Origin of the sequence: Halomonas sp. KO116 (assembly GCF_000734975.2) — a bacterium.
Taxonomy (GTDB): Bacteria; Pseudomonadota; Gammaproteobacteria; order Pseudomonadales; family Halomonadaceae; genus Vreelandella; species Vreelandella glaciei.
In genome coordinates this window covers 2,596,792-2,622,006 of sequence record NZ_CP011052.1, presented here as the reverse complement: position 1 = coordinate 2,622,006, position 25,215 = coordinate 2,596,792, and the positions used below count along the sequence as shown (strand labels likewise).

24 protein-coding genes, 3 pseudogenes and 1 other annotated feature are annotated in these 25,215 nt (G+C 50.3%); of the genes and pseudogenes, 13 read left to right on the top strand and 14 right to left on the bottom strand.

The window, feature by feature from the left end:
- Nucleotides 1-43: 43 nt before the first annotated feature.
- The 3 genes from KO116_RS12175 to KO116_RS12160 all read right to left on the bottom strand — a co-directional run bounded on the left by KO116_RS12175 (nt 44) and on the right by KO116_RS12160 (nt 2,318).
- Nucleotides 44-370, bottom strand: a complete 327-nt coding sequence (locus tag KO116_RS12175; protein WP_008956633.1) for a TraR/DksA family transcriptional regulator — start codon at nt 368-370, stop codon at nt 44-46.
- Nucleotides 371-448: 78 nt separating this feature from the next.
- A protein-coding gene (locus KO116_RS12170; protein ID WP_144408586.1) for an IS3 family transposase occupies nt 449-1,665 on the bottom strand; the annotation gives its coding sequence in 2 pieces (ribosomal slippage) (nt 449-1,380 and nt 1,380-1,665; 1,218 coding nt in all).
- Nucleotides 1,274-1,390, bottom strand: a sequence feature (AL1L pseudoknot). It overlaps the preceding gene by 117 nt.
- A 194-nt stretch (nt 1,666-1,859) precedes the next feature.
- Nucleotides 1,860-2,318 (bottom strand): hypothetical protein, encoded by a 459-nt coding sequence (locus tag KO116_RS12160; RefSeq protein ID WP_008956632.1) that lies wholly within the window; start codon nt 2,316-2,318, stop codon nt 1,860-1,862.
- A 910-nt stretch (nt 2,319-3,228) separates the two neighbouring features.
- On the opposite strand from KO116_RS12160, the gene KO116_RS12150 reads away from it, so the two are divergent.
- The 4 genes from KO116_RS12150 (at nt 3,229) to KO116_RS12135 (ending at nt 8,609) form a co-directional block, all read left to right on the top strand.
- Nucleotides 3,229-3,732 carry a hypothetical protein gene (locus KO116_RS12150; RefSeq protein ID WP_035558708.1) on the top strand — a complete coding sequence of 168 codons (504 nt, stop codon included), beginning with the start codon at nt 3,229-3,231 and terminating at the stop codon, nt 3,730-3,732.
- Between the two features lie 286 nt (nt 3,733-4,018).
- The gene (locus KO116_RS12145; RefSeq protein ID WP_035558705.1) at nt 4,019-5,041 is read left to right on the top strand and encodes a zinc-dependent alcohol dehydrogenase family protein; all 1,023 of its coding nucleotides are present in this window, start codon (nt 4,019-4,021) and stop codon (nt 5,039-5,041) included.
- 135 nt (nt 5,042-5,176) lie between these two features.
- Nucleotides 5,177-7,915, top strand: a complete 2,739-nt coding sequence (locus KO116_RS12140) for an HAD-IC family P-type ATPase (RefSeq protein WP_052703762.1) — start codon at nt 5,177-5,179, stop codon at nt 7,913-7,915.
- Nucleotides 7,916-7,931: 16 nt separating this feature from the next.
- The gene (locus KO116_RS12135; protein ID WP_035558699.1) at nt 7,932-8,609 is read left to right on the top strand and encodes a DUF2238 domain-containing protein; all 678 of its coding nucleotides are present in this window, start codon (nt 7,932-7,934) and stop codon (nt 8,607-8,609) included.
- A gap of 443 nt (nt 8,610-9,052) precedes the next feature.
- Here the strand turns inward: KO116_RS12135 and KO116_RS12130 are convergent, their stop codons facing one another.
- Nucleotides 9,053-10,780, bottom strand: coding sequence for a PHA/PHB synthase family protein (locus KO116_RS12130; protein ID WP_082072582.1), 1,728 nt, complete (start codon nt 10,778-10,780; stop codon nt 9,053-9,055).
- Nucleotides 10,781-11,212: 432 nt separating this feature from the next.
- On the opposite strand from KO116_RS12130, the gene KO116_RS12125 reads away from it, so the two are divergent.
- The 4 genes from KO116_RS12125 to KO116_RS12110 all read left to right on the top strand — a co-directional run bounded on the left by KO116_RS12125 (nt 11,213) and on the right by KO116_RS12110 (nt 13,908).
- Complete coding sequence (locus KO116_RS12125) at nt 11,213-11,716, top strand: Hsp20/alpha crystallin family protein (protein WP_035558697.1); 504 nt, start codon at nt 11,213-11,215, stop codon at nt 11,714-11,716.
- Nucleotides 11,717-11,774: 58 nt separating this feature from the next.
- Nucleotides 11,775-12,428, top strand: a complete 654-nt coding sequence (locus KO116_RS12120) for a BON domain-containing protein (RefSeq protein ID WP_235272379.1) — start codon at nt 11,775-11,777, stop codon at nt 12,426-12,428.
- Between the two features lie 209 nt (nt 12,429-12,637).
- A complete protein-coding gene (locus tag KO116_RS12115) occupies nt 12,638-12,874 on the top strand; it encodes a winged helix-turn-helix domain-containing protein (RefSeq protein WP_052703761.1) in 237 nt (78 codons plus the stop codon).
- Nucleotides 12,875-13,143: 269 nt separating this feature from the next.
- On the top strand, nt 13,144-13,908 hold the full coding sequence (locus tag KO116_RS12110) for a DUF3750 domain-containing protein (protein ID WP_035558694.1): 765 nt from the start codon (nt 13,144-13,146) through the stop codon (nt 13,906-13,908).
- A gap of 70 nt (nt 13,909-13,978) precedes the next feature.
- On the opposite strand, the gene mntR is transcribed toward KO116_RS12110, so the two are convergent.
- On the bottom strand, nt 13,979-14,458 hold the full coding sequence (mntR, locus tag KO116_RS12105) for a manganese-binding transcriptional regulator MntR (protein ID WP_035558690.1): 480 nt from the start codon (nt 14,456-14,458) through the stop codon (nt 13,979-13,981).
- Nucleotides 14,459-14,720: 262 nt separating this feature from the next.
- Between mntR and KO116_RS25815 the strand changes: the two genes are divergently transcribed.
- The 3 genes and pseudogenes from KO116_RS25815 to KO116_RS25060 form a co-directional block, all read left to right on the top strand.
- A complete protein-coding gene (locus KO116_RS25815; RefSeq protein ID WP_327050453.1) occupies nt 14,721-15,191 on the top strand; it encodes a metal ABC transporter ATP-binding protein in 471 nt (156 codons plus the stop codon).
- The gene (locus KO116_RS25810) at nt 15,182-15,355 is read left to right on the top strand and encodes a hypothetical protein (protein WP_235272375.1); all 174 of its coding nucleotides are present in this window, start codon (nt 15,182-15,184) and stop codon (nt 15,353-15,355) included. The genes KO116_RS25815 and KO116_RS25810 overlap by 10 nt, the downstream gene beginning before the upstream one ends.
- 48 nt (nt 15,356-15,403) lie before the next feature.
- Nucleotides 15,404-15,533 (top strand): annotated as a pseudogene (locus KO116_RS25060) (metal ABC transporter permease); the annotation flags it as partial.
- A 64-nt stretch (nt 15,534-15,597) separates the two neighbouring features.
- Here KO116_RS25060 and KO116_RS26315 read toward each other — a convergent pair.
- From KO116_RS26315 to KO116_RS12085, 5 genes and pseudogenes are all read right to left on the bottom strand, one after another.
- Nucleotides 15,598-15,939 (bottom strand): annotated as a pseudogene (locus KO116_RS26315) (NAD-binding protein); the annotation flags it as partial.
- Between the two features lie 240 nt (nt 15,940-16,179).
- Nucleotides 16,180-17,139, bottom strand: a pseudogene (locus tag KO116_RS26310) (cation:proton antiporter domain-containing protein); the annotation flags it as partial.
- Nucleotides 17,140-17,170: 31 nt separating this feature from the next.
- The gene (locus KO116_RS12090; protein WP_035558684.1) at nt 17,171-17,620 is read right to left on the bottom strand and encodes a potassium channel family protein; all 450 of its coding nucleotides are present in this window, start codon (nt 17,618-17,620) and stop codon (nt 17,171-17,173) included.
- A 35-nt stretch (nt 17,621-17,655) separates the two neighbouring features.
- A complete protein-coding gene (locus tag KO116_RS26075; RefSeq protein ID WP_268762322.1) occupies nt 17,656-17,781 on the bottom strand; it encodes a hypothetical protein in 126 nt (41 codons plus the stop codon).
- Nucleotides 17,778-18,986 carry an MFS transporter gene (locus KO116_RS12085; protein WP_035558682.1) on the bottom strand — a complete coding sequence of 403 codons (1,209 nt, stop codon included), beginning with the start codon at nt 18,984-18,986 and terminating at the stop codon, nt 17,778-17,780. The genes KO116_RS26075 and KO116_RS12085 overlap by 4 nt, the downstream gene beginning before the upstream one ends.
- A gap of 166 nt (nt 18,987-19,152) precedes the next feature.
- Here KO116_RS12085 and KO116_RS12080 point away from each other — a divergent pair, with 166 nt between their 5' ends.
- Nucleotides 19,153-20,496, top strand: coding sequence for a Na+/H+ antiporter family protein (locus KO116_RS12080; protein ID WP_035558678.1), 1,344 nt, complete (start codon nt 19,153-19,155; stop codon nt 20,494-20,496).
- Between the two features lie 73 nt (nt 20,497-20,569).
- Here KO116_RS12080 and KO116_RS12075 read toward each other — a convergent pair whose 3' ends face one another.
- From KO116_RS12075 to KO116_RS12060, 4 genes are all read right to left on the bottom strand, one after another.
- Entirely contained in the window at nt 20,570-21,304 is a 735-nt protein-coding gene (locus tag KO116_RS12075) for an RNA methyltransferase (protein ID WP_035558776.1), read from the bottom strand.
- Nucleotides 21,305-21,484: 180 nt separating this feature from the next.
- Nucleotides 21,485-23,128 (bottom strand): chaperonin GroEL, encoded by a 1,644-nt coding sequence (gene groL / locus KO116_RS12070; RefSeq protein WP_035558676.1) that lies wholly within the window; start codon nt 23,126-23,128, stop codon nt 21,485-21,487.
- An 84-nt stretch (nt 23,129-23,212) separates the two neighbouring features.
- On the bottom strand, nt 23,213-23,506 hold the full coding sequence (locus KO116_RS12065; protein WP_008956441.1) for a co-chaperone GroES: 294 nt from the start codon (nt 23,504-23,506) through the stop codon (nt 23,213-23,215).
- Nucleotides 23,507-23,740: 234 nt separating this feature from the next.
- Nucleotides 23,741-24,226, bottom strand: a complete 486-nt coding sequence (locus KO116_RS12060; RefSeq protein WP_035558673.1) for an FxsA family protein — start codon at nt 24,224-24,226, stop codon at nt 23,741-23,743.
- A 200-nt stretch (nt 24,227-24,426) separates the two neighbouring features.
- On the opposite strand from KO116_RS12060, the gene KO116_RS12055 reads away from it, so the two are divergent.
- A complete protein-coding gene (locus KO116_RS12055) occupies nt 24,427-25,188 on the top strand; it encodes an SDR family oxidoreductase (RefSeq protein ID WP_035558670.1) in 762 nt (253 codons plus the stop codon).
- Nucleotides 25,189-25,215: the final 27 nt, after the last annotated feature.

Here is a 25,215-nt window from a genome sequence, read left to right as displayed (position 1 = left end):
TACTAGAGGCTAGAGGGCCTTATTGGAGGAGGTTTCGCCCTTGTTACAGATCAGCGCAGTTTTTGCAGCGGGTTGTGTAGGGCAAGGCCCTGAGACGATCTGGTGCGATGGGCTTGCCACATTTCTCGCAGAAGTCTCCGACCTGGGCAGCGATGCGTGCCAAGGCGCGTTCGGCCTGGGCCAGTTCTAGCCTAGCTTCTTCCTCCAGCCGCGCGACAACTTCGTCGTTTTGAACCTCTAGCGCCTGATCATCAAGATCTTTATTCAGAGCGCCACTGCTTCGATGCTGGTGTTCTTCATAGTGATGGATGCGGGCTTTGAGCTCTAACCGTAGGTTGTCTAGCCAGGCTTTTCTATCTTGAGTAGACATGATGTACCCGTTAATGTTGGTTAGTACGTGGCTCTATTGTGAACCGCCCCGGTTATTCCGGAGACCGGTTTGTTTGAGTCAGGCAGCTTCACCCGACTCTTCCAGTTGACGATAATACGTCCTTTCTCGTTCTACTGGTGGAACGTTTCCGATGGGTTCCAGCAGTCGGCGGTTGTTGAACCAGTCAACCCACTCCAGCGTGGCATACTCAACGGCATCCAGTCCCCTCCATGGGCCACGATGATGGATCACCTCCGTTTTGAACAAGCCGATGATGGTTTCAGCCAGCGCATTGTCGTAGGAGTCGCCGGTGGTGCCGACTGAGGCATTGATACCCTCGTCAGCCATACGCTCGGTGTAGCGGATCGAGAGATATTGGCTTCCCCTATCACTATGATGGATCAACCCTTGTCTGTGTTTTCGTGCCCACAGAGCTTGCTCCAGAGCGTCCAGCACCAGTGCCGTTCTCATCGACGTCGCTACACGCCAACCCACGATACAGCGTGCATAAACATCGATAACGAACGCAACGTAAACGAAGCCAGACCAGGTAGCGACATAGGTAAAATCGGCCACCCAAAGCTGATTAGGACGCATAGCCGTAAAGTCACGTTTCACTAAATCAGGTGCCCGTTTCTGGCCGGGATCACTGATGGTCGTGAAGGGGCGTTGGCCTCGCACCACGCCGCGAATTCCTAGGCGGCGCATGAGCCGTTCTACAGTGCAACGAGCAACATTAACGCCTTCACGGCGGAGTTGCCGCCAGACCTTACGGGCACCGTAGACGCAGAAGTTTTCTTCCCACACGCGCTGAATCTCAGCGGTAAGAAACGCATCCTGTCGATACCGGTCTGCCCGCCGTTCAGGATCAGCTTCAAGTGCCTTGTGGTGGTAATACGTCGATGGGGCGATTGGCAGTTGACTACAAATCGACTCGACCCCGAACTGAGCACGATGCTCGTCGATAAATGACACCATCAATTGGGTTTGCGGTCGAGCTCCGCCTGGGCGAAAAAAGCAGCCGCCTTACGGAGAATTTCATTGGCACGCTTCAATTCGGTGTTTTCACGCTCTAGCTGCTTGAGTCGTTCATGTTCAGACAGGTTAACCGAGCTGTTTTCCTGCGTGAGTTCTGTGCGTTTGCACCAGGCTCTCAAAGTCTCTGGTGTACAGCCGAACTTGCTGGCAATGGAGCAGATCGCCGCCCACTTGGACGGGTATTCGCCTTGCTGTTCAAGGACTAATCGAACAGCTCGCTCCCGGACTTCTGGGGAATATCGTTTTGGTGAGTTCATAACTCCATCCTCTCAAGATATGGAGTCTCCGGTAAAGCCGGGGCGGTTCAATTGAGCGGTATATGGCATCTAATACACTTGGTACAGCTCGCGTTATGCTCAAACCTGTTTTAATCGGGCCGACGGTGGCGTTACACCATCACGGCTTTCTGAGTAAGGTCCAACAGCATGAGCGCTAGAACTTGTAGCTGTGACTAAAGATCTTCCAGCTTTTCAGCGTCTCGTATCATGCGCATGATTTCGTGTTGTTCTAAAGCGAGGAGGCCATTCAATAATTCCTCGGTGGACGAGACTTCAGCCCGTGTCGATAAATAGCGATAGAGATCAATAATACGATCATGTACTGCTAGCAAAGAGCGCAGGACATCGTCAGTGCTCATGTTGGCAAAGTCTAAATTACCCAGTGTTTCAAGCTTGAAAGGGTACTTGTCAAAGTATTCTGCACACCACGTTTGGAGCGTGGCTTTCTCTGCATCCTCCTCGCTCAATGCTATGACCCTGCTAAGTTCTTGTTCATGTTGGGAAAGATAGTCAAGTAACATGCGCAGCTTTTCTTGCCGGGCATCCATGGCGGCGCGCTTCAGTGTATCGGCCAGATTGGCATGCAATTGCCGGGTCAGCTCCAATATGTCTTTAATGGTTTCAACCGTCATGCCCTTGTCCTATCTCAGGTTGGCTCTTGTTGGAAGTGATGCGTTACTGAGCAGTATCTTTAGATCTCACACCAAATGCGCTCTCTTAGGTCATCGCTGAGCTTTGATACCTTACGCGCGCGTTTTAACGTCGCTTCTGTCATATCACCAGTGATTTCATGATAGCAGGACACCATAGACGAAGGTGTTAGCAGACCCTCAAGGCCCAACATGCAGCTTGTCAGCTTGTTGCAGGAACTCGTCACGGTTGAAAAGAAGTCTAGTTCGTGACGCGTTGCGTCATTCAGTGTCTCTAGCCAAATTCGCTGCAACTTGATCGCTGTGTTAGTGGATTCCATCCACGGTTGAGACCACAAAACGAGCAAGTTTTCTGTGAGGGGTGATTTCAAAGGCTGTTTTGTAAGATCTGACGTTACCATTTTATTGTCCTCTTTGAAGGTAAGGCCGTATAGATGGCTTTAATGTTGTTGTAATATTTTATGTTTTTACCAGCCAGCCGACACTGACGTTTTATGGTGTCTATACAAAAAGTTAGCTAGAACTCCAATAATAACTTTCAAATAGTATAGACGACATGGGTGCACAAAAATTTGACCGTTGTCAGCTTTATGGCTTGAAATTTTTTATGGATAGTATGCTTGATTTCAAGGAGAGAGCTGCTGCTAAGGATGGGGTGCCTTGTTGTTTTGAAAATGGTAACCTAAATGATTAGATTTTTAGTTATCATGATAGTGATAAAGTATTAATAGTTGATTAGTTAAAAAACAGGTAAGATTTTAATGAGTGTTAATTTTTTAATGTTGATATAGAAAATTGACCGGTATCATAGAAAACGAGCTTTGCCTCACACTAGGATGCCCTTTGAAAAGCTGCCCATTGTTGGGCTTTTTTTGATGATTAGAGGGCTTTAATGATGGATAACTTGACAGCACTTACTTATCTACCGCAAGACCAGTTGAGCTTAGCTTATTTGCACGAGGTACGTGAGCTGAATCGCTACCGGGGCTTGGCACTGAGTTTTCTGCCCTTTGATCCACCTATTAGTCGCCTGATGGATGCGATTGGTATGGAGTGTGTGCACAGACTCTGCAGTTTGCAGGAAGTGGCTAGTCAGATGGAGCTTGGCGCTTGCGCAAATGCTAACCAGCAAAAGGAGCCTCCTTTTTTTAATAAAGTTAATAAGCACCTCTTCGTTGTTGATGAAAATATGGGGAAATACCTACTAGCAAATGCCGAAAAATCCGCTGAAGCGACGTGTACGTTTTTTGGTTGGCTGCTGGAAACAAATGCGACGCCTGAGCTACATCAGCCATTATTCGACTTTGTGACACAGAAAACGAAAGAGTGTCTTGTGCTCCGGGAGTGCCGTGAGCAGTGGGGAGTAGGCTCTTCTGAGTTAAGTCTTGCGATGTGATTAAAGCACCGTTTTGCACACAGCATATGTCAGCGGAGGAGCATATTTCTACTGACGCAGAGTGAGCCACGTTGAGAGGATTTTTTTGCGCTAGATCAATACTGTTATGAGTAAGTGCTTTTATTTGCTTAGAGAGCTTCTCTTCAAGAGAGCTTACGCTATAACTATTCATACTCTACTAATAGTTGCTGTGGTCGAAGCTTGGGTTTGTGCAAAAAAAATAGCGCACAAAAGCTAGGTAAGTAAAATTAATTAAAATTTATTTTTTAGTGCTTAGGGACATCGCATGAAGGCCATGGTGCTTGAGAAACAGGGTGGGCCGTTGCAGTGCCAGGAAAGGCCTATTCCTACGCCGGGGCCGGGGCAGGTACTGCTTAAAGTAGAGGCGTGCGCCGTGTGTCGCACTGACTTACACCTGCTCGACGGAGAACTACAAGACATCCGCTATCCGATTGTTCCTGGCCACGAAATTATTGGCCGTGTTGTTAAGTGTGGACCTGGTGTAGTGCTAGAGAAGGGAATACGCCTGGGCGTTCCTTGGCTAGGGTATAGCTGTGGTGAATGTCGTTACTGTTTACATGGGCAAGAGAACCTTTGTGATCAGGCGCGCTTTACTGGCTACCAGATTGATGGTGGCTTTGCTGAATATACGCTGGCGGACCATCGCTTCTGCTTTTCAATCGGCCCCGACTATAGCGCTGTAGAAGCAGCTCCACTGATGTGTGCCGGTCTGATCGGCTATCGTTCTCTAGTCATGTGTGGCGATGACCTGCAGCGTCTCGGTATTTATGGCTTTGGCGCGGCGGCGCATATCGTGGCTCAGGTCGCAAAACGGCAGGGCGTGGAAGTGTACGCCTTTACTCGCCCAGGCGATGAGGCGTCTCAACGATTTGCGCAACACTTAGGCGTGACGTGGGCAGGTAGCTCTGAACAGTTGCCGGAAGTGTCTCTTGACGCCGCTATCATTTTTGCACCTGTGGGGGAGTTGGTACCCCTGGCACTCCGCGCTGTGCGCAAAGGGGGAGTCGTCGTCTGTGGCGGTATACATATGAGTGACATTCCCTCTTTCCCGTATGCGCTACTGTGGGGAGAGCGCCAGTTACGCTCGGTAGCTAACCTGACTCGCCAGGACGGTAAGGCCTTTTTATCGCTGGCCTCCAAAGCGACAATTCGAACCAGTACAACGTGCTACCCGCTGCACGCTGCTAATGACGCACTGAAGGATCTCCGGGAAGGCAAGCTGACCGGCGCTGCCGTCTTGGTGATGGAAACACCTCCACCATCTGAGATGTTCGAGGTCGATTCGTAAGTTGGGTACTTTGCTTTCACTCACCATGATTACTCTGCTTGCTGCCATGACCGTGATGAAATCGATATCGTGACGGTGGTGCTCAAGCTGTAAAGGTTGCTTATTCCTTTTGGGTTCGTCTGCCAGGGAGACCGGATGGAGACGTCGACTGTTAAACACGCTACTGTTTCTCCATTGGATTCACCGCCCAGCGATGCCCATACCACGCGAGGTGAGGACGTCCTTGCGGCGCTAAGGACCTCAACCGCCGGGCTAGCAGTGGATGACGCGAAGCAGCGCCTCGTTACTTATGGAAGTAACCGGTTGCCAGAGGTGGCCGGTCGCCATCCCTTGTTGCGTCTTCTTGCCCAGTTTCATAACGCGTTGATCTATTTTCTGTTGGCGGCAGCGCTTGCCGCTTCGCTGCTAGGGCATTTCGTTGACGCTGCGGTCATTGCGGCGGTGGTTTTGGTCAACGCCCTGGTTGGATTTATGCAGGAAGGTAAAGCAGAAAAGGCGCTGAGCGCGATCCACAATCTCATCGCCCCCCACGCTTATCTGGTAAGAGAGGGAAGGCGAGTCAAGGTGCCCGTGGAAGAGATTGTACCTGGGGATATCGTGTCACTTGAGCCAGGGGACAGGGTTCCTGCTGATCTGCGGCTTATTCGTACGAGTGCTTTGCGTATCGAAGAGGCCATTCTGACGGGCGAGTCGGTAGCGGCAGAAAAACGCGAAACACCAGCGCCCAAGGACGCTGCATTAGGTGACCGGTACTCTATGGCCTATTCCGGGACGCTGGTGGCTACCGGGCAGGCGATGGGTGTCGTTGTGGCAACGGGTAGCGCTACGGAAATCGGGCGCATCAGTACTTTGCTACGTGAAGTACAACCATTGACCACACCGCTACTGCGCCAGATTAACCATTTTGGGGTGCGGTTTACCTGGATCACCCTGGCGGTGGCGGTCGTTCTCTTTGCCTTTGCGGTATGGGTACGTGGCTATGCTTGGCCGGACGCGCTGATAGCGGTCGTTGCTCTGGCAGTGGGGGCTATTCCTGAAGGCTTGCCAGCGGTTATCACCATTACATTGGCTATCGGCGTACAGCGCATGGCGCGTCGTCATGCAGCGATCCGGCAGCTACCGGCGGTAGAAACACTCGGCGCTACGTCGGTCATTTGTTCCGATAAGACCGGCACCTTGACGCGTAACGAGATGACGGTGCGACTGCTGGAAGTCCCTCATGGGCGGTACACGGTGACAGGCTCGGGCTATGTGCCGGAAGGGCGGCTGGAAGCTGCTTCTACCGATGACGCTACTGCGGATGAACAGCAGCTAGAGAGTGGTTGTTTAGTGCTTTCGGGAGTGCTGTGCAACGATGCTCAGTTGAACCAGGAAGATGGTGCTTGGCATGTAATGGGCGATCCCATGGAGGGAGCGCTGGTGGCGTTGGCCATTAAAGCTGGTTTGGAGCCGGAGCTAACTCGCCATGAATGGCCGCGACTTGATGAGTTCCCCTTTGATGCCAAGCATCGTTTTATGGCTACGCTTCATCGCCATTCAACAGGCGATTGTCGGATTTTTGTTAAGGGCGCCCCCGATGAACTACTGCAACGATGTGTCGCCCAGATAGATGGTGAAGGGACGGCATCGCTAGACCAAGCCGCCTGGGTTGCCAAGATCGCGAACGCAGCCGCCCAGGGAGAGCGAGTGCTCGGCTTCGCCGTTAAAGCAGTAGCTCCCGATACTGATAAGCTGGCTTTTTCCGACCTGGATGGGCTTGTCTTCATTGGCCTGATAGGGTTTATCGACCCCCCGCGCGAGGAGGCGGTGGCCGCCATTAAAGAGTGTCACTCCGCGGGTATTGCGGTGAAAATGATTACCGGTGATCACGCTGAGACGGCCACGGCGATTGCGCGGCAGCTAGGATTTGGAGAAGATCCACACGTCCTGACAGGGCGTGAACTTGATGATATTTCAGACACTGATCTGCCCGCTATCGTGACCGAAGCCAGTGTGTTTGCTCGCACCAACCCTGAACACAAGCTGCGTATCGTTCGTGCCTTGCAGTCGACGGGGGCGATCGTGGCCATGACCGGCGATGGCGTCAATGATGCACCGTCGTTGAAGCAGGCAAATGTCGGTGTTGGCATGGGACATAAAGGGACTGATGCGGCGAAGGAGGCCTCCCAGATGGTCTTGCTGGATGATAACTTCGCCTCCATCGTCGCTGCAGTGAATGAGGGGCGAGTAGTCTATGACAATATCCGCAAAGTAACCGCGTGGACACTGCCCACTAATGGCGGTGAGGTATTGGCGGTGATTGCCGCTATCTTGTTTAACTTCTCAATGCCGATGTCTGCGGTGCAGATTTTGTGGATTAATCTTGTCACGGCGGGCACCCTTGGCCTTGCTCTAGCGTTCGAACCGGCAGAGCCCAACGTCATGCAGCGCCGCCCTAGGCCCGCCAACCAAGGGTTGCTGACCCCTTTTCTGATCTGGCGGGTAGCGCTTGTGTCGTTCCTGTTTTTGGCAGCGGTGTTGGGCGTATTTTTTTACTCACTGGGGCGTGGGGATGAGCTGCCGATGGCTCGCACCTTGGTGGTCAATTTGATCGTCGTATTGGAAATTTTCTATCTATTTAATGTGCGCTATCTACACTACACCTCATTTAGTTGGCAGGGGTTACTGGGCACCCCCGCTGTGCTGTCTGCTGTCGCTGTGGTAGTAGTTGCTCAGGCGATGTTTACCTACTGGCCTGCTATGAATGCCCTTTTCGATACGCGTCCGTTAGCGGTTTTGGATGGGGTATTAATCATCAGCGTCGGCATGGTGATGATGGCTATATTGGAAGTCGAAAAAATAGTGATGCACCGAACAGGCTGGTTAAATCAATAAACAGAGGTAGGGGAGTGTGTCTAGGATTAAGCAAGTACGTGCTCGGCTACTAACGCTTGATCCATTTCCTGTATGGCTGTTTATTGGCTTCATATTGTTTTGGCTATGGCTAGCCATATCGCCTCATTATCGATCGGATTGGCTACTTGAGAATATACTGGTCTTTGTAGCGGTGCCCGTGTTGGGTTGGATGTGGTATCAGGGAGGCGTCTCGCCTCTGGCATGGTTAAGTATTTTTCTCTTTTTAGTATTTCATGAAATTGGCGCTCACTATACCTATTCGGAAGTGCCCTATGACCAGTGGTTGAAAACCCTGTTTGGGTTTTCTTTGGATCATTGGTTTGGCTTCGAACGTAATCAGTACGACCGATGGGTGCATTTTCTTTATGGGCTGCTCCTATTTCCATTGATGAAGGATCTTACGAAAGGGCTATTTCTATATGAGACAGTTTTATGCCGTTTACTACCTATATTGATGATTTTATCCCATTCGGCATTTTATGAGATTGTAGAGTGGTTGGCGGTTGTGCTCTTCCCGGGGGAATTGGGGGAGTCATACCTAGGTGCCCAGGGAGATATTTGGGATGCGCAGAAGGATATGACATTAGCACTTTTAGGAGCTTTCTTAGCAAGTACACTGAGTGTGTCAGTGCGCTATTTGGTAGCTAAAATTAACTCATCCACCAATAAATAGGCAGTTTGATGAGTGAGTAGAGGCTATTTTAAATACATCAAAGCATCACTTAAAGGAGTGATAGTATTGTGCTTTACTACTGCTAATAGTTGCATAAGGTGATAGATGAGCAATACTGGTTTTAGTATTCTATTTTTGATTTGACTATATGAAAAGCTTGCAGTTTATTAAGTTGTTTTATAGCGTTTCTTTGAGGCGTGATGCAGTAAGTATATAATATTTTATAGGGTTTGGACATGAAGCTTGTATGATTGCGTTTTAAGACTTATTTGGTTGCTGAAGTCGCTAAAAGTTATTACCTATCGTTTTGTGTTTTTTATTTATTTCTCTAATTGTATAGGGTTGATCCCACTATATTAGTGGGCGCCGATCAGTTTCGTTAGATAGCCAGGCTCGAAGAACACAATGTGAATAGCGTCTTCATTAAGCTAGCCATACAGGAGCTATGCTTTTCTGACATAGCTGCCTGGGGCGTTTTCGAGAGGTGGGTAGGGTTGTGAACCAACATGAGGTGCCTCGACAAGGGGGCCTGACCTTGCTGCCAGCCATGATTGCCATGCACCCCACCAGGAGCCTGGCTTAATTGCTGTACGCTCCAGCCAAGTGTCTGGATCAATATAGGAGTCACCTTCAAAGGCGGTGGCTATCCGATAATGCCGATGCGGTTGTTCAGGGGGACTAATAATACCCGCGTTATGACCACCGCTAGTGAGCAAAAAAGTAATCTCCGGTGCGTCTGCAAGAAGGTGCAACCTATAGGTGGATCGCCATGGTGCGACATGGTCCCACTCTGTGCCAACACAGAAAATAGGTATTTGTATATCGCTAAGCGCCACCGGGCGGCCTTCTACCCGCAAGCGTCCTTCGGCTAAGTCATTATTTAAAAATAGGGTACGCAAGTATTCAGAATGCATACGGTAGGGCATGCGAGTTGCATCGGTGTTCCAGGCGAGAAGGTCGTTAATGGGTTGCCTTGTGCCTAATAAATACTCGTTCACGACCCGGGACCAGATTAAATCGTTAGAGCGCAGTACCTGGAATACCCCTGACATTTGTTTCGTATCGAGAATGCCCTGAGCCCACATTAAGTCTTCAAGGAAAGCGAGCTGCTTTTCATCAATAAAAAGCATTAGTTCACCAGCTTCTCGGAAGTCCGTTTGTGCGGCGAAGAGTGTCATTGAGGCCAAGCGGTTGGCTCCATTTCTGGCCATCGCAGAAGCGGTAATGGCCAACAGGGTGCCGCCCAGGCAGTAGCCTACCGCATGTATCTTCTGACTAGGAAATAGGGTTTCGATGACATCGAGACTCGCCAGAATGCCTTGTTGGCGATAGTCATCCATCCCAATATCGCGATCTTCGTTCGTTGGGTTACGCCAGGAAATTATAAAAACCGTATGGCCATGATCGACTAAGTACTTAACAAGCGAGTTATGGGGGGACAAATCTAGGATGTAATACTTCATGATCCATGCAGGCACAATGAGTATAGGCATCGCATGTACTTCTTCTGTAGTAGGGGTGTACTGGATTAGCTCGATCAGATGGTTGCGAAAGATAACCTTGCCCGGTGTAATTGCTACATTTTTTCCAACGACATACATTTCAGCACCCGCTGACCTTTTGCCGAGATAGTGGTTTTGGATATCTTCACAGTAGTGCTGCAGGCCTTGCATTAAGTTGGCTCCAGCACTCTCAACGGTTTTTTGGAGCACAGCGGGATTAGTCAGTAAAAAATTGGAGGGGGAGAACACATCAAGCCACTGGCGGGCACCGAATTCTACTGCCTGCTCGTGATGCGGGGATAAGCCGCGTAGTCCGGTGGTGGCGTTATGCCACCACTGCTGTTGAAGAAGAAAGCCTTGATAAAGCAGATTATAGGGGAAGTAACGCCAGGCAGGGTCACGAAAACGACGATCCTGGGGCAGGGGGGCAATACAAGGTGTGGCATTGGGGTCGAAGGCCGAATGGCTAACCCAAGACAGCAAGCGTAGCTGTTTCTTCATTGCTTTTTTTACTAGATGAGCCTGAGTTCCAGGAGAAAGCTGGAGGCTTGATAGCCAGTCCAAGTAAGTTAGCATGGCCGATGTAGGAGAAATGCCAAGTGTTAGCCCTGCCAGTGATGCTCGTACCAGCCTGTCCAATTGTTGGTATTGTGTCTCATCATAAATCATTGTTATTAACCCTAGAAGCTGAGCGTTAGTTTATCTAGCAATAACATTTACTTACCTTTACTGATTCACTTCACCTGAGTGCCAGGTGTCGCTGATGCCACTGTGCTTTAAGCTGCCCGCATATATAACAAAAGCAATAATGAAAAAACATTGTGATATGAAATTCTATTGATAGGTTTAATATGGGTTGAAATTAACTACTACACAATAATTTTACTACCATTTTATAGGTGAGCTGGGGTGAAGCTGGTATTAATTGCTCTGGATCAAGTTTTTGCATATTAGTGCTTTTTATTACATTTACCACCTTTTAAATAAAAGTATTTGCGCTATAAATATACCATGGTTTGTAATGTAGCCATTGAAAAAATGAAGGATAAAGATGCAGTTTATCCCTTTTATTAAGTAAAAGAACTACATAGGAGTAGTGTCATGGAAAAAGCAATCAGCAAGCCTGTAATGTCGGAAAAAGATACGAGTTCACTTCCAAGTAAGCGCTCTTTAAGCCCGCTGGAAGAGTTTGATCGTATGATAGAAGGTTTCTTCGAGCGCAGCTGGATGAAGCCCTTTTTCAAGGAAGACTTAATAAAAGAACGGCTAGGTTTTTTCGGTCAACATAACCCTAAAGTTGACATCATTGATCGAGACACAGAAATCGAAGTGCGCGCTGAGATGCCAGGGATTGACCGAAAAGAAATAGACCTTGAAATAACCGAACATGCCGTGATGCTAAAAGGTCAGCGTTCCGAAAAAACCGAGGAAAAACAGGATGAGTATTACCATTCAGAAATTTGGCAAGGTTCCTTTTCTCGGACGATTGCCCTGCCAGTAGAAGTGGATGCTAAACATGCTGAAGCCAAATTTAAGGATGGCATATTGACAATCACTATGCCAAAAGCCAAACAAGCTTCACGGCGTAAGCTTGAAATCAAGTAGATAGAGCGTGTATTTCTAATTGATAACAAGATTGTCTTGCAAAACTACAGGAGTACAAATGATGCCAAAGTCAGACAGTCAAATTCAGAAAGATGTGCTTGCCGAACTTGAGTATGAACCCACTGTTCGTGCTTCGAATATTGGGGTAGAGGTTAACGGCGGCATTGTGACATTGGCAGGCCATGTGGATAGTTATGCAGAGAAGTGGCATTCAGAAATGGCAGCACAGCGAGTTAGCGGTGTTAAAGGCGTTGCCGTTGAAATGGACGTAAATCTGCCTGGAAATAACAATCGCACTGATGCAGATATTGCTCGTGCGGTTAAAAATACGCTGGAGTGGAATGTATACATTCCACATGACCCATTAAAGATAATGGTTGAAGACGGTTGGGTGACGCTAACCGGCGAAGTCCCTTGGGAGTATCAACGGCGTGTGGCTGCTAGTTCCATACGCTACTTGACAGGGGTTACGGGTGTGAGTAACCAGATCGTTCTCAAACCTAAGCCTACCGCTGCTGCTGTTAAGGCCGATATTGAGGCCTCACTTAAACGTAGGGCTATTCAGGATGCCAATGCGATCAAAGTCGAGGTGCACGATCACGACGTCATACTAAGTGGAAAGGCACACAGCATCGCGGAAAAAGACTTAATACACCATTCTGCATGGAGTTCGCCCGGCGTATGGAAGGTAATAGATGATATAAGGGTTTGAAGGTGACAGGTAATAAAATTTCAAAACGTAGAATGGTCATCGAATCTCTAGAAGGGTTCGATGACTCTATCTTTTTGCCTGCTTTTTTTGTTGGAGTGATCCTCTCTCCGGAACTCAGTATCAAAGAACCTAACCATCAAATTTGGCTATAACGCACGCCCTTTACAAGCCTACCTGGAACGGAAAAGTAGAACTACACCCGGCAACTGATGTTGGCGGAAGGCCGTATTGCGCTAACCCCTGTGGAGTTCGGTGTAATGCGCTACCTGGTTGAACATCAGGGCAAGGCAGTTTGCCGCCGTGAGCTTTTGCAGCATGTCTGGGGCACCCGTTATCAGGGCGGCAGCAATGTGGTTGACGCCGTTGTTCGTGTCTTGTGCCGCAAGCTTGGTAACCAGTCTGCGCGGGTCGAGACGCTCACAGGCGTGGGCTATCGTCTGCGTTGAGAGGCCATATAAGCTTTAAATTTATCCTTATTAATCAAGTTAAAGAAGCGATGATTTTCTTAACCTTTTTATTTAATTAATATTTATGGTTATTTTTTAACCTATGTTACATTTTTATTACTGACTAAAAAGGTAACGTATATCATAGTAATTGAACGGCTATTACATTTAGCTTCCGTTATTAGCGTTTTCCTCAAATCGACAATATATGCTTGCGTCCAGCTAGCTATCGCGGTACTAACAGTTATCTCTTAGCTTCGGGTAACACGATGAAAACGCTGCTGCGATGGCTGTTCACTCTCGTAGTGCTTTTAGCGCTGCTGCTAGTGGGGCCTGTATGGATATTGGCAAGTAATCAAGTGGTAACAGAAGGACATTGGTCATCGTTGGATCGCTCCTCCGCTGGGATCGCCCCAGACCCAGCCGCGATCTCCGAAGCCGTGGTGCAGGTCTATTCTGCCCGCGCCTATAATTGGCGCGGGGCGTTTGGCGAACATATCTGGATTGCAACGAAAGCAGAGAATGCTGATAGCTACCGGCTGCATCAAGTGTTGAGCTGGCGTCGCCCTACGGTAGTCTCTTCTATTGATACCCCCGATCGTGCCTGGTTTGGTAACCCGCCCACGCTGCTGGCCGATTACCGCGGTGATGCGGCTGCACAATTAATACCCAAGATAGAATCCGCTGCTGCTGACTACCCTCAAGCCGACCTTTATCGCGTATGGCCCGGGCCTAACAGCAACAGTTTTATCGCTTGGGTGATTCGTGAAGTACCAGACTTTGAGGTGACGCTGCCCGTTACCGCTATCGGCAAAGATTATATTTTCAACGGTATTTTGGCACCTGCGCCAAGTGGCACGGGTTACCAGCTCTCATTAGGCGGGGTAGCCGGTATTATGCTGGCGCTAGAAGAGGGCATCGAAATTAATGTTCTCGGCTTGAGTTTTGGTATTGATGTGATGCGTCCTGCCTTGAAGCTGCCAGGTATAGGGCGCCTTGGAATGCCCGCACGAGTAGCGAGCGGTGAGCTTTAATTTTCTGCAACCTGCGCTTATCCCATCACAGGAGCCTTGAAGTTTAACCCGATAGCTTCTTGATGAGCATTTAGCTTTTCTGCTGCTGCTCGGTAAATCGCTGCATTATATCCAGTGTTTCATCGCTCACGTGGTGCTCCATGCCTTCAGCATCAATACGAGCAGTGGCATCTTTGACCCCCAGCGCGCGTAAAAAATGCAATACGATATCGTGCCGAGCGCGTGAGGTTTCTGCCATTTTCTGGCCTGCCTCGGTCAGAAACAGAGAGCGGTAGGGCTTGCTAGTCACCAGCTCAAGCTCATTTAGACGCCTGATCATTTTCGATACGGTTGCCTGACTCACCGCCATGCGGTTGGCAATGTCCGCCGCACGCGCTTCGCCACGATGCGTCAGTAAATCCCCAATCAGCTCAACGTAGTCTTCAATCAGCTCGGTTTCATGGGCATTACGCACCGTTGCATACTGCTGAGCATGCTGCTCCACGGGCGGAAGGGCATCACCATGAATGCTTGGGGCGGTTAATGAAGCGTTCGGTTTAGAATCAGTCATTGGCAAATTATATCGGAAGCAGCGGTAATAATCATTGGATCGTACTTGGGATAGTAGCCTATTTTTACGCAACATTGTTAGCCAAGACTAAACTGTTTGCATAGTGCTTTTTTTCTTGAGTTACAGTCTACTTATCAGTAATACAAAAGGGATGAATATAGCTTTGAGCCTACCGCTATGGTTAAACACAGCAATGGTTAGAGCGCTTAGAAGCGATACCTGAGGAGCGACGGGTACTGTTAAGTGTGGCAATGTTCAGGCAATTGGTGAGCCGATTTCGACGCACCGTAAAGCGGGGCATATTGCTTATATGGCTCAGCGTGAAGCGATTGAATGGGATTTTCCTGTCTCGGTCTGGGAAACTGTGATGGGTGGCCGCTATGAGCATATGCGTAATGACCCCTTGTGGCGCCGTCTGCTGCCTTCACGTTGGTATGATTCCCGCCATGGTGAGGCGGTAAAGAGCGCGCTAGATGCGGTGGATATGCTGGCGTTGGCGAAACGCCCGATTGGCAAGCTATCCGGTGGGCAGAAAAAGCGTGTTTTACTTGCCCGTACGCTTGCTCAGCAGGCGGATATTTTACTGCTTGATCAGCCACTGGCGGGTGTAGACCCACCTAGTGAGCGGTTGATTTTAGACGTGCTGGCCGGTGAGCGAGAGGCCGGACGAACGGTAATCATGGTCACTCACGATATGCCGGGGCACGGCGCTACGTCGACCATGTGGTGTTGATCAACCGCTTTATTCGTGGGGTAGGCTCGCCTGATGAGATGCTCAGCGATGCCAATTTAGCTGAGCTTGCGGTGAGTTCTACCGAGCAGTCGGCGAATGATGTGCAGGTCGATAAAGCATCTCCCTTAACGGCAGCGCAGGGGGAACTAACGAGGCAGAACTAATGGCAACACTTGGCCTGTTTGGCGATGCGATCTCCCATGCGGTGCTGCCTGTTTGGCAATGTGCTGGGTGTTCAGCAATCGGCACTATTTGCTGACCTTAGTGGCCAGCGTGATTGCCCTGCTGGTGGTGTGGCTCGCTTATCGGCCGTTGCTGCTCTACGCGTTTGACCCCCAGCAGCTTTAAAACCGTGATGCTGATTTCAGTGGGCGTTAGCTCAGCGGTCTCGGCTAGCGCCAGATATTCACAACAGGGGTATTTGTAGGCTTTCCCAGGTTTTTTCGGCGATCCCGATGCCAGCACCCGTCATTAATAGGTACGTTTGATCGACGCCGGCAGCATGCAGAGGCGCGGCTTCATCCTGAAAGTGAATGCCCGCAATTATGTGGCCGGTAAATCCCGCTTTGCGCAGTTCGCGAGTAGCAATCAATTTGCTTTCAAGTTCCGGGGTGGCCAACGTGGCTGCCGCTAGATGGTTGATATTGAGATGATGCCAGAATCCCACGTCCTCAATATCGCCATAAAAAACTCGTCGTTGTGTGTTTATTTTATTGGGGTCTGAATCAATACCCACAGCAGACAACCCTTTATCAGTAAAAAAATCATAGGCGGCGTTACCGGTTCGGCCCATGCCCAGCACTAGAATGGTGGCACTACCTAAATCCACTGGTTGTTCATCGGGATGGCGAGCGTGTCGTTCAAAACGCAGCAAACTTTTTTCCCAACGATCAAAAAGCTGGTGGGCAATGCGATTTAGCGGGGCTGCGATGACAAACGACAGGGCAACGGTAATCGCCAGCGGAACAAGCCACTCTTCTAAAATGCTGGCAGCAACAATCAAGCCAAACTCACTGTAAGCCGTTAGGCTCAAGCCTCCCAGGAAGGCATTGCGCGCTCTGATGCGAAAAGCAATGAGAAGGGCAAAAAACAGAACCCCTTTTAATGGAAGCAGAACAGCCAGTAAAACTGCAAATAACAGTGCTTCTTTATCGGGCAAACCTGCCATGCCAATCTGCAGAAAGAAGCTGATTAACAGCACTTCTTTAAGCCCCCATAGCGCCTTGGATAACTCTTGCGCGCGAGGGTGCTTTGCAAGTAGCAAGCCCATTACTAGGGCGCCTACCTCGGAGCTTAATCCCACGGCTTCAAAGCCCATACCACCAACCGCAATGGCTAACACAGCACCTAATAGCACCAGAAGCTCATCGTGCTGAGCCATGTTCATTAGCCAATAAAGCACTGGTCGTAATAGCGGCAGTAAGAAAACTAGCAATGCCCAGGGGCTAGGGGAGTCACCGCTGTAGATGCTAAGAACCGCTAAGGCAACCAAGTCTTGAATAATGAGAATGCCAATCGCAATACGGCCGTGTAGGGCACGTAGTTCGCGTTTGCTTTCGAGCACTTTAGCGGCCAGAACCGTACTTGAGAAAGAGAGTGCAATCGCCAGCAGTATCGCTTTATCAAGGGGAAGCGAAAGAAAAATAACAAAACCTGCGGTAAACAACAGGCAGGTAATCACTAGGTGTATAAAAGCGCTACCCAGCACTACGGGTTCTGCCAAACTGCGTATATTGAGTTTAAGGCCAATGGTAAACAGCAGTAGTAGCACCCCTAAATGAGCAAGATGCTCAAGCAGTGGGCCCGCATCGATGGGTAGGCCAATACTGGGGCCAAAGGCATTAAGAGCAAACCCTGCTACCAAGAACCCCACGAGGGGTGGCAGACTTAGCTGTCGTGCCGCGATGCCAAAGATTAACGCTACCGATAAAATAACTACTTCAAACATGCCGCATCCCTTGAGCGCGTAACGGTGCTGATTATCTTCCAACCCGCCAGTGCTTTTGCATTTCTATAAAAGTGAACGATGCTGACCAAGTGATTAACACAAAGCCAGTTAATGCCAACGTGCCATATAAAAAACGCACTGGCCCCATGGCATAAATATCGCCATAGCCCACGGTGGTATAGGTCACCGCAGAGAAAAAGATGTAATCAAGTACGTTAAAGCTGTCGTACCCATGTAAAGCGCCAATACTCAACTGGTCGGTAAGCCACCAGCCCGTGATCCCAAACAGCCAAATTTCGACAATGTGTGTCATTAATACACCAAACGCCATCCCCAGGATTCGTTGTCGGTGTGGCCGTCGAGATTTTTCTATTTGGCGAGAGATAAGCCATAGGGCTTCATAGTGAAGCAGTACCGCAATGACCACGGTAACAAAGGTTGTTACCACAACCGCGATATGCTCGGGGTAAGGAATAGTCATGTTAGCAAGTAATCAACTTAATTGGCCTTTGCTCGTTAGCATAAACGGGTACCCATCAGTAGCAAAGTAGCGTCCATGTGCTGCCAGCCCCACCATGCGAGCATTAAACCGGTAAACAGCAGAATTGCCGCCATGACCTTAAGTAAATGATTGATTGTCATGGGGTCACCGTCGTTGGCTGCGAGCGCTCAAGCGGCTTTTCACTGATAAACCAGTGTAGTGCAGCGGCCACGACCGAGAGCACAATAGCAATTTGCCAGACTGTATTGTAGTGCCCGGTAAGATCATAAAAATAGCCGCCCAGCCAGACGCCCATAAAGGAGCCTAACTGGTGAAATAGAAACACGATGCCGCCGAGCATGGAGAGGTGACGAACACCAAATACGGAAGCCACAATGCCGTTGGTTAATGGCACAGTGGAGAGCCATAGCAACCCAATGGCAATACCAAATAAATAAGCGCTAACAGGGCTTAACGGCAAATAAACAAACGCAGTAATCACCACCCCGCGAATCAAATAGAGCCAAGTGAGCAGCTTGGGTTTTGACCAGATGCCGCCCATCCATCCCGCGGTATAGGTGCCTACAATATTAAACAGCCCCACTAACGCTAATACGGTCGTGCCTACTTGAACAGCAAGGCCCTTATCAAATAAGTAGCCGGGGAGGTGCACGGCAATGAAAACCACCTGAAAGCCGCAGACAAAAAAACCTAAACAGAGCAGCCAGAAGCCTTTTTGACCAGCTGCTTCGTTGAGTGCATCCTTCAGGCTTAAATCGGTTGCCGTTTTGGCGGAGGGCTTATCGCGCAGCATTGCCCCCAGGGGAATGATGATGGTTGCGATAGCCGCCATCGCCATAAGCGCCGCCGCCCAGCCAAGCCACTCGAGCAAGCCAAGGGTGCCGGGCAGCATGGCGAATTGCCCGAAGGAGCCTGCCGCGCTAACAATGCCCATGGCCATACTGCGTTTTTCAGGCGCCACCGCACGGCCCACGGCACCTAAAATGACCGAGAATGTAGTGCCTGAGAGACCAAGGCCAATCAATAGCCCGGCGCTGACCGTCATGCCCAGCACCGAGGTAGAGAGGCTCATAAACAGCAGCCCCAAGGCATATAATAAGCCACCAACAACGATAATCTTAGCCGCGCCGAAACGGTCAGCCAGCGCGCCGGTAAAGGGTTGTGATAAACCCCAAACCAGGTTTTGTAATGCGAGCGCAAAGGCAAACACGCCGCGTCCCCACCCCAGCTCGCTGCTGAGCGGCTCCATAAAGAGCCCGAAGCCATGGCGTAACCCCATGGCCGTCGAAATAACCAGGCTTCCCAATATAATCAGCAGTAGCGAGTGGCGAAGAACGAAGGCCATGATGTTCTCTTTATTGGCAGGCTAACAGTTAGCTCACTATCGCATGCGTTGTGCGCTTTTAGAAGCTAGGAGTAGGCAAGTAAGGCAGTATTAGTTTTACGCTATTAATCTGCTAAAATCCGCCCCCTTCGCCGTTAATGACCTCTTAATAGCTCTAGGGATTTTCATGAATGCAGTAATTCTTGCGGTGCTGGTGATGGTGGCGCTATCGCTGGCCCGTGTCTCGGTGGTATTCGCGCTTGTGGTGGGTGCGTTAGTCGGTGGTTTAGTAGGCGGTTTATCGCTTGAGCAAACGCTGGATGCTTTTAATGAAGGCGTGGGCGGTGGCGCCCAGGTGGCACTGGCTTACGCTACGTTAGGCGCTTTTGCAGTGGCTATTTCCCGCTCTGGCTTGCCGGATATGCTGGCTAACCGTTTGATAACGCTACTAGGCAAGGAAACGACCGTGGCACATCAGGTGCGGGTCAAAATGTTGCTGCTAACGGCGGTTTTGCTGGTGGCAATCTCTTCACAAAACGCTATCCCGGTACATATCGCCTTTATACCTGTGTTGATCCCGCCGCTGTTAACCGTGATGAATCGTTTGAGGCTGGACCGGCGGGCAGTGGCGTGTGCGCTAACGTTTGGTCTAACCGCGCCTTATATGCTGTTGCCAGTAGGCTTTGGGGCGATATTTCTAAACGATATTTTACTGGCTAACTTAAACAGCGCGGGTGAGCCGTTGGGGTTAGAAATCACCCGCGGAATGGTGCCCATGGCCATGGCAATACCGGTCGGGGGCATGGCTTTAGGCCTCATCGTTGCACTGCTATGGAGTTACCGGCGCCCCCGTGACTATCAGGCACAGGATATTGCCGCGAATGTTTCTGAAGCGCATGCGCCTGCTAAACCGCATATGCTGGGTCTGGTTATGTCTGGGGTAGCGATCGTCGCAGCCCTCGGCCTGCAGCTGTATAGCGGTTCGATGATACTAGGGGGTTTGGTAGGGATTGGCCTGCTTTCAATGGGCGGTATCTTTAAGTGGCGTGAAGCGGACGATCTGTTTACCAGCGGTATGCGCATGATGGCGCTGATCGGTTTTATCATGATTTCGGCGGCGGGTTTTGCTGAAGTGATGAAAACCACTGGAGAGATTGATGCCTTGGTATCAGGTGCGTTTGCCTTGTTCGGCGATAACCGTGGCCTAGCTGCGCTGGTGATGCTACTGGTTGGGCTATTTATTACCCTGGGTATTGGCTCATCGTTCTCTACCATTCCGATTATCGCAGCGATTTTCGTCCCGTTGGCAGTTCAGTTTGGTTTCTCGTCAATGGCGACCGTTGTACTGGTTGGCACCGCGGCGGCGTTGGGCGATGCTGGCTCGCCAGCGTCGGATTCAACCTTAGGGCCTACGTCTGGACTGAACGTTGATCGTCAACACGATCATATTTGGGACAGCGTGGTGCCGACATTTCTACACTACAACATTCCGTTAGTGGGCTTTGGTTGGCTAGCGGCGATGATGCTCTAAATATCTTGCGGCAAAACGACTCTATTAGAATCCAAAAGGGACAACGCTGGTTGTCCCTTTTTTATTTAACCCGTTAGTGTTTGGGTAGGTGAGATTCAAACGCGCTTAATAGCCCCCGCAGTAGCGAAAGTTCTTTGCGGCTGGGCTGGGCGCGGGCGAAGAGGGCTTGAAGCTGCTCTTCAGTGCGCGCGTGGGGCTGGGTTAAAAAGCCGCTCTCCTGCATTAAGCGACCCAGATGGGCTTGAAAGTGTAGGAACTGTTCACGGGTGGGCGGCGTTGCCTCCAGTGGGCGCTGGTAAGCAAAACCGCTATCTTCTTCTTTACGCCAAGCGCGGTGTACTTCATAAGCGAGAATCTGCACCGCCTGAGATAAATTCAGAATGCCGTAATCAGGATTGGCGGGGATGCTCACCTGATGCGTGCAGCAGCGGATCTCATCGTTAGTCAGCCCGGAACGTTCTCGTCCAAACACCAGTGCCACGGGCGACGTTTGTGCGTTCTGAATAACGGCTGCCGCCATCTCATCGGGTTCGTCAAAGTGGGGCAAGGGCAGGCTGCGCAAGCGTGCGCTGGCACCCACCACCTGAACGCAGTCATTAACCGCTTCCTCCAGTGTTGTCACTACCCGTGCATTGTCCAGAACATCAGTGGCCCCTGCGGAAAGGCGAGAGGCTTCTTCATCGGGAAACAAGCGCGGATTCACCAGCACCAGCTCGGTTAAGCCCATGGTTTTCATAGCCCGTGCCGCAGCGCCGATATTGCCTGGGTGGAAGGTCTGAACGAGTACGATACGAATATGCTGCAACATGCGCTGGTTTTGCCCTATAGCCTTATAAAAATCCGCGCTGATAGTACCACGTTCGCTCTGCGTAATGGGTGGAGGAAATGAGCCGAACGACCCACAAAACGCAACAACCCCGCACATGGCGGGGTTGTTGGTGACTGCCTTAATCGCTAGCAGTCTTGAGCAAAAGGGCTCAGGGGTGCATTACATCATGCCGCCCATGCCACCCATTCCGCCCATGCCACCCATGTCTGGGCCAGCTTCTTTCTCTTCAGGATCTTCAGCGATCATGCACTCGGTGGTGATCATCAGACCAGCAACAGAACCAGCGGACTGCAGCGCAGTACGGGTTACTTTTGCCGGATCCAGAACGCCCATTTCGAACAGATCGCCGTACTCGCCGGTCTGTGCGTTGTAGCCGAAGTTGCCGGTTTCATCTTTCACACGGTTGATAACAACGGCAGGCTCTTCACCAGCGTTAGCCACGATTTGACGCAGCGGTGACTGCATAGCGCGTAGCGCCATGTTGATACCGTGGTTCTGGTCTTCGTTGTCGCCCGTCAGGCCTTGTACTTTCGCCATAACGCGAACCAGCGCAGTACCGCCACCAGGTACGACGCCTTCTTCAACGGCTGCACGAGTAGAGTGCAGGGCGTCTTCAACGCGGGCTTTCTTCTCTTTCATTTCCACTTCGGTGGCAGCACCGACGCGGATAACGGCAACACCGCCTGCCAGTTTGGCAACGCGCTCTTGCAGCTTCTCTTTGTCGTAATCAGAAGAGGTGTCTTCGATTTGCGCGCGGATCTGATTAACGCGTGCTTCGATATCGCCTTCTGCACCAGCGCCATCGATGATGGTGGTGTTCTCTTTAGACATAGTCATGCGCTTAGCGGTACCCAGGTGATCCAGGTTCGCTTGCTCAAGCGTCAGGCCGACTTCTTCAGAGATAACCGTGCCGTTGGTCAGGATAGCGATATCCTGCAGCATGGATTTACGACGGTCACCGAAACCAGGCGCTTTAGCAGCGGCTACTTTAACGATACCGCGCATGTTGTTAACCACCAGCGTAGCCAGTGCTTCGCCTTCGATATCTTCAGCGATGATGGCTAGCGGCTTACCTTGTTTAGCAACCGCTTCGAGAACCGGCAGCAGCTCACGAATGTTGGAGATCTTTTTATCCACTAACAGGATGTAAGGATCTTCCAGTTCAACCGTCATGGTGTCCTGGTTGGTAACGAAGTAAGGAGACAGGTAGCCGCGATCAAACTGCATACCTTCAACGACTTCCAGCTCATCTTCAAAGCCACGGCCTTCATCAACAGTGATGACGCCTTCTTTGCCGACTTTTTCCATCGCTTCGGCGATAATTTCACCGATGCGCTTGTCACCGTTAGCAGAGATGGTGCCTACCTGAGCAATCGACTTGGTGTCGGTGCAAGGTACCGACATTGCTTTGATTTCTTTAACGGCAGCATTAACGGCTTGGTCGATGCCGCGCTTAAGATCCATCGGGTTCATGCCGGCAGTAACGCCTTTCAAACCCTCAGCGATAATGGCCTGGGCCAGAACGGTAGCGGTGGTAGTACCGTCACCAGCGGCGTCAGAAGTCTGTGAAGCGACTTCTTTAACCATCTGCGCGCCCATGTTTTCGAACTTGTCTTTCAGTTCGATCTCTTTGGCGACAGAAACACCGTCTTTAGTAACGGTCGGGGAACCGAAAGATTTTTCCAGTACCACGTTACGGCCTTTAGGACCGAGGGTTACTTTTACCGCGTTGGCAAGAACGTCAACACCGCGCGCCATACGCTTACGGGCATCATCTGAAAACTTAACTTGTTTAGCTGACATATCTGCTACTTCCTAAATTGAATGCAAAAACGTGAAAGTAAATAATCGAGGCGCTCATCAATCAAATGTGAGCCGCAACGACTGTTAGCCTTCAACAACCGCAAGAATATCGGCTTCGCTCATGATCAAGACTTCTTCGCCGTCGACTTTCTGTTTCTCAACGCCGTAGCCATCTTTAAAGATCACGTTATCGCCAACTTTAACGTCGAGAGGGCGGACATCGCCATTTTCCAGAATGCGGCCATTACCGACAGCAAGAATTTCGCCACGCGTCGGCTTTTCTGCTGCATTGCCCGGAAGCACGATGCCGCCAGCGGTTTTCTGCTCTTCTTCAACGCGACGGACGATGACACGATCGTGCAAAGGACGGATATTCATTCACGTTCTCCTGAGTAGGGTTGAAGCCCTGATGAGGGCGGTTAGTCTAAAAGTGTTCTCGAGGGAGTGACCCGCGAGAAGTGAAGACCTCACGGTCTTCCTTGTTAATGGCAGCTACCGTCTAGATCGCTGCCGAATTTGTGTACTGGGTGAAAAATGGGGGCTGCGGTTGGTCTTTCAAGGGGGCGAGTAAGAAAAAATTGCTTTTTTAGCAATTTTCTTCCAGTCCGAGCCTTAGTCGCGGCGTGGGGGCTCGTCTCTGCTAATAAAATCACCCTCAATCGGACCTTTCTGTTGGGAGGTGTTTGGGGTGTGGTAGTCCCTTGGTCGGGCCGAGGAAGCGTTGGGGTCTTGCTGCTGGCTGGCGATTTTTTTCAGACCTAGCCAAGTAAGTGCTTTAAACATCAATTGGCGTGCGCTAGGTATCAGGCATGCAAGGCCCAGCGCATCAGATAAAAAGCCTGGCGCCATTAATAAGGCACCACCAAAAATAAGCGCGGCGCCAGTCAATAGCTCACTAGAAGGAATTTCGCCGGCCTGCATACGCTGACGCGCGCGTGCAAAGGTTGATACGCCTTCTTTACGAATAAGATGTAACCCGGCAAAGCCTGTGCCAAGTACTAGGAGCAGGGTAGTGAGTAGCCCTATTTGGCTACCCATCGAAAAAAGCACCACAAAATCAAGTAGGGTGAACAGTGATATAAAAATAAGAATAGGCATGACTAACTCCAGAAAACGCTAGAAATAGCTAGAAATAGCGACTCGATAACCGTCTTAATTGCGTAATATGGTGACATGAATGTAAATAGCAAGCAGCTAACATTGCGCCTTCCAGCGGCGATGTAGCTCGATTAATGCCCATAATTCCTCTATGCTGCAATGCACAATGAACTGGTTGTATTTCTCGTAAGGAGTCAATAATGGTACTTGCCGATAAAGTAATCGCCGTCACCGGTGGGGCGCGTGGATTGGGTTATGCCATGGCACTGCGCCTGGGTAAGCAAGGCGCACGCATGGCGCTGTTGGATATGAGCGCTGAAGCGCTTGATCAAGCGGTATCAGCACTTGCTACAGAAGGGGTCGATGCTCAAGCCTTTGTGGTGAATGTTGCAGACGAGGCTTCTGTGACACAAGCGTTTGCCGATATTGCTCAGCGTATGGGGCCGATCAGCGGTTGCGTTAATAATGCGGGCATTACTCAGGATGCACTACTGGTAAAGGCCAAAGAGGGACAAGTGGAAAAACGCATGTCGTTGGAGGCATGGCAAAACGTCATAAACGTCAATTTAACCGGCGTTTTTCTGTGTGGTCGCGAGGCTGCCACGCAGATGATCGAAATGGTGCATGAGGGTGTGATTGTCAATATCTCCAGCATTTCCCGGGCAGGTAATATGGGGCAAAGCAACTATGCCGCTGCAAAAGCTGGCGTACATGCGCTAACGGTCACCTGGAGCAAAGAGTTAGCGCGCTATGGTATTCGGACAGGCACCGTGGCCCCAGGGTTTGTGGCTACCGAAATGACCGCCTCAATGCGGCCCGATATATTGGAACGTATCTCATCAAGCGTGCCGCTAAAACGCCTGGGTGATCCGGATAATATTGCTCAAAGCGTTGCGTTTATTCTTGAAAACGACTATTTCACCGGGCGTATGATTGAGTGCGATGGTGGGTTGCGGCTGTAGCATTTACTTGCTGTAACCAGAATGGGC